Source organism: Kitasatospora sp. NPDC047058 (genome assembly GCF_040643935.1).
In the GTDB taxonomy this organism is placed as follows: domain Bacteria; phylum Actinomycetota; class Actinomycetes; order Streptomycetales; family Streptomycetaceae; genus Kitasatospora.
Window position 1 is genome coordinate 1 of sequence record NZ_JBEYVJ010000717.1, and the last position, 2262, is coordinate 2262.

The 2262-nt window shown below is 69.3% G+C and carries 3 protein-coding genes and 1 pseudogene; 3 read left to right on the plus strand and 1 reads right to left on the minus strand.

Translation table 11 applies throughout. The features are described 5' to 3' along the window. Positions 1 to 288: 288 nt before the first annotated feature. The 3 genes and pseudogenes from ABZ885_RS39705 to ABZ885_RS39715 all read left to right on the plus strand — a co-directional run bounded on the left by ABZ885_RS39705 (position 289) and on the right by ABZ885_RS39715 (position 2055). Positions 289 to 762: a GNAT family N-acetyltransferase gene (locus ABZ885_RS39705; protein ID WP_360199855.1), complete on the plus strand. Its 474-nt coding sequence runs from the start codon at positions 289 to 291 to the stop codon at positions 760 to 762. Between the two features lie 64 nt (positions 763 to 826). Then, positions 827 to 1229: pseudogene (locus ABZ885_RS39710) on the plus strand (hypothetical protein). A 52-nt stretch (positions 1230 to 1281) separates the two neighbouring features. Beyond that, entirely contained in the window at positions 1282 to 2055 is a 774-nt protein-coding gene (locus ABZ885_RS39715; protein WP_360199857.1) for a class I SAM-dependent methyltransferase, read from the plus strand. Between the two features lie 36 nt (positions 2056 to 2091). On the opposite strand, the gene ABZ885_RS39720 is transcribed toward ABZ885_RS39715, so the two are convergent. Further along, on the minus strand, positions 2092 to 2262 hold a 171-nt coding region (locus ABZ885_RS39720), incomplete at its 5' end, for an antibiotic biosynthesis monooxygenase (RefSeq protein ID WP_360199859.1).

A 2262-nucleotide genomic window follows, 5' to 3' on the forward strand; every position in this document is an offset into this window, starting at 1 on the left:
GGCCGCATCCAGTCGCCGATCACCGCGAGCCTGGCCGCCTTGGCGGCCTTGATCTGCCCGGCCCGCGCGGCCAGGTAGCCGGAGTTTAGGGGCGAGGGAGGATGCGGCACGGCGTCGCGCCGCCGCCACCGGATGACCGGTCGAGGCCGAGGCCACAGGGCAGCGGGTCGTGCTTAATGCGAAGAACTTGCGTCCGACTGGACGCCCACTCGATGATCAATTCCAAGGGTCGCTGGACGGGGCAGTAGGCAGTTTCGTTCCGGCGGATCGGCCTGCGAGAGTGTGGCCATGAGTGACGTAGTTATCCGTCAGGCCGACTCTGATGACGCGCCCGCGCTGGCAGCCATGCGCTGGCGGTTCAAGGTGGAGGACGGCGGAGATGAAGTCCCGCAGGAAGAAGAAGAGTTCACCGCCGAGTGCACGCAGTGGCTGCGTTCCCGGATGGCCGGGCCGTGGCGTGTCTGGGTCGCGGAAGTGGGCGGCCGGCCCTGTGGGCACGTCTTCGTGTGCCTCGTGGAGAAGGTCCCGAGTCCCTACCCGGGCTCCGACACCCTCGGCTACGTGACCAACTTCTACGTCGTCCCCGAACAGCGCAATCGCGGCCTGGGCAGGGCCCTGCTCGACGAGGCGACCGGCTATGCGCGCGCCCACGGCCTGGATACGTTGATCGTGTGGCCCTCCGAGCGCAGTGCGCCGTTGTACCGGCGCTGCGGATTCGACGGACCGGAGGAGCTTCTCGAACAGCCCGTGGCGCCCAGCTGAGCGAAGATCTCGCAGTGACTGCGCGGACGATGCGAGGGCGCCCAAGGTCCCGCGACGTCCGGCCGTGGGTATCGCTCCGCGGCTCAGCGACGCCGAGCTGGTAACGCTGGCGATGATGCAGGCGATGCTCGGCTTCACCTCCGAGGCCCGCTGGCTGCGTCATGCCGGCGCCCACCTGCGCCACCTCTTTCCGTACCTGCCCCAGCAGCCCGGCTACAACAAGCGTCTGCGCAAGTCAGCCGAGCTGATCCGCCGGATCACAGCTGTTCAAACCACTGCGACAGGTCATCGAGTCGGTCAACGAGACCTTCAAGGGCCAGCTCGACCTCGAACGGCACCGAGGCCGCACCCCCAACGGCGTTGCCGTCCGAGTCCTGCAACGCATCCTCGCGCTCACCACGGCGATCTGGCACAACGACCGCAATGGCCAGCCGACCATGCGAGCACTCACCGCCTACGACCACTGAACCCCTTGGAATTGATCATCTCGGCCAGACCGTCGGCCCCGGTCGTGCCAGGATGCTCGGTATGTCTGCTCGTGCACTGAGCTTCGGCGCAATCGCGGAAGCCTATGAGAGGTTCCGGCCGGGGTATCCCGACGAGCTCCTCGACCTGGTGATGACGTACGCGGGCCGGCCGGTTCGGACGGCCCTGGAGATCGGGGCGGGGACAGGCAAGGCGACCCGCCTGTTCGCCGGGCACGGGGTCATGGTCACGGCGACGGAGCCCGACCCCGCCATGCTCGCCGAGCTGAGCAAGGCGGTGCCGACGCACGTGACGACGGTGCGGGCCGCGTTCGAGGACCTGCAGCCAGGCGAGACCTACGGGTTGGTCTATGCGGCGGCAGCCCTGCACTGGACGCGCCCGGAGGACCGGTGGTCGAGAGTGGCCGCGCTCCTGGAACCGGAGGGTGTGTTCGCCTCGTTCGGCGGCCCGGTGCAGCTGGCCGACCCGGCGATCGAGGAGTCCGTGCGGGCGGCTCGGGCGCCGTTCCTGGAGAGCGACGAGGTTCCGTCTCCCGACGGCACTGCTCCCGATGAGGACATGCAGTGGCCGGGTACGGAGCTGCAACGATCTCCGTTTTTCATCGACGTCCAGCAGGCCGTCGTCAGGCGGCGCCTGACGATGAACGCTCCCGACTACGTCGGCTACCTGTCGACCGTCTCCGCCTATCTCCAACTGCCGGATGCGAGGCGGCAGCAGGCGTACGACGCGATCACGGCGGTCCTGCCCGGGACGGTCGAGATCGCCGCCGACATCATCGTCCATCTCGCCCGCCGGCGAGCCGGGTAGGTGAAGCCGGGGCCGAGGACCCGGCCTCACCCGGCCTCACCCGGCCGGGGCGGCGACCAGCCGGCGGAGGGCCATCGGTTCGGCCAGGACGACGGCCAGGACCTCGACGGCGTGGCGGACGTGGCCGGTGGACAGGTGCGCGTCGAGCGCCCGGTCATCCGTCCACTCCTCGACCACGGCCATCCGGGCGGCGTCGTTGGGGTCGGC

Excerpts from the sequence above, each read along its gene's own strand:
- ABZ885_RS39705 (WP_360199855.1), top strand. The coding sequence starts at position 289 with ATGAGTGACGTAGTTATCCGTCAGGCCGACTCTGATGACGCGCCCGCG.
- ABZ885_RS39715 (WP_360199857.1), top strand. The coding sequence starts at position 1,282 with ATGCTCGGTATGTCTGCTCGTGCACTGAGCTTCGGCGCAATCGCGGAA.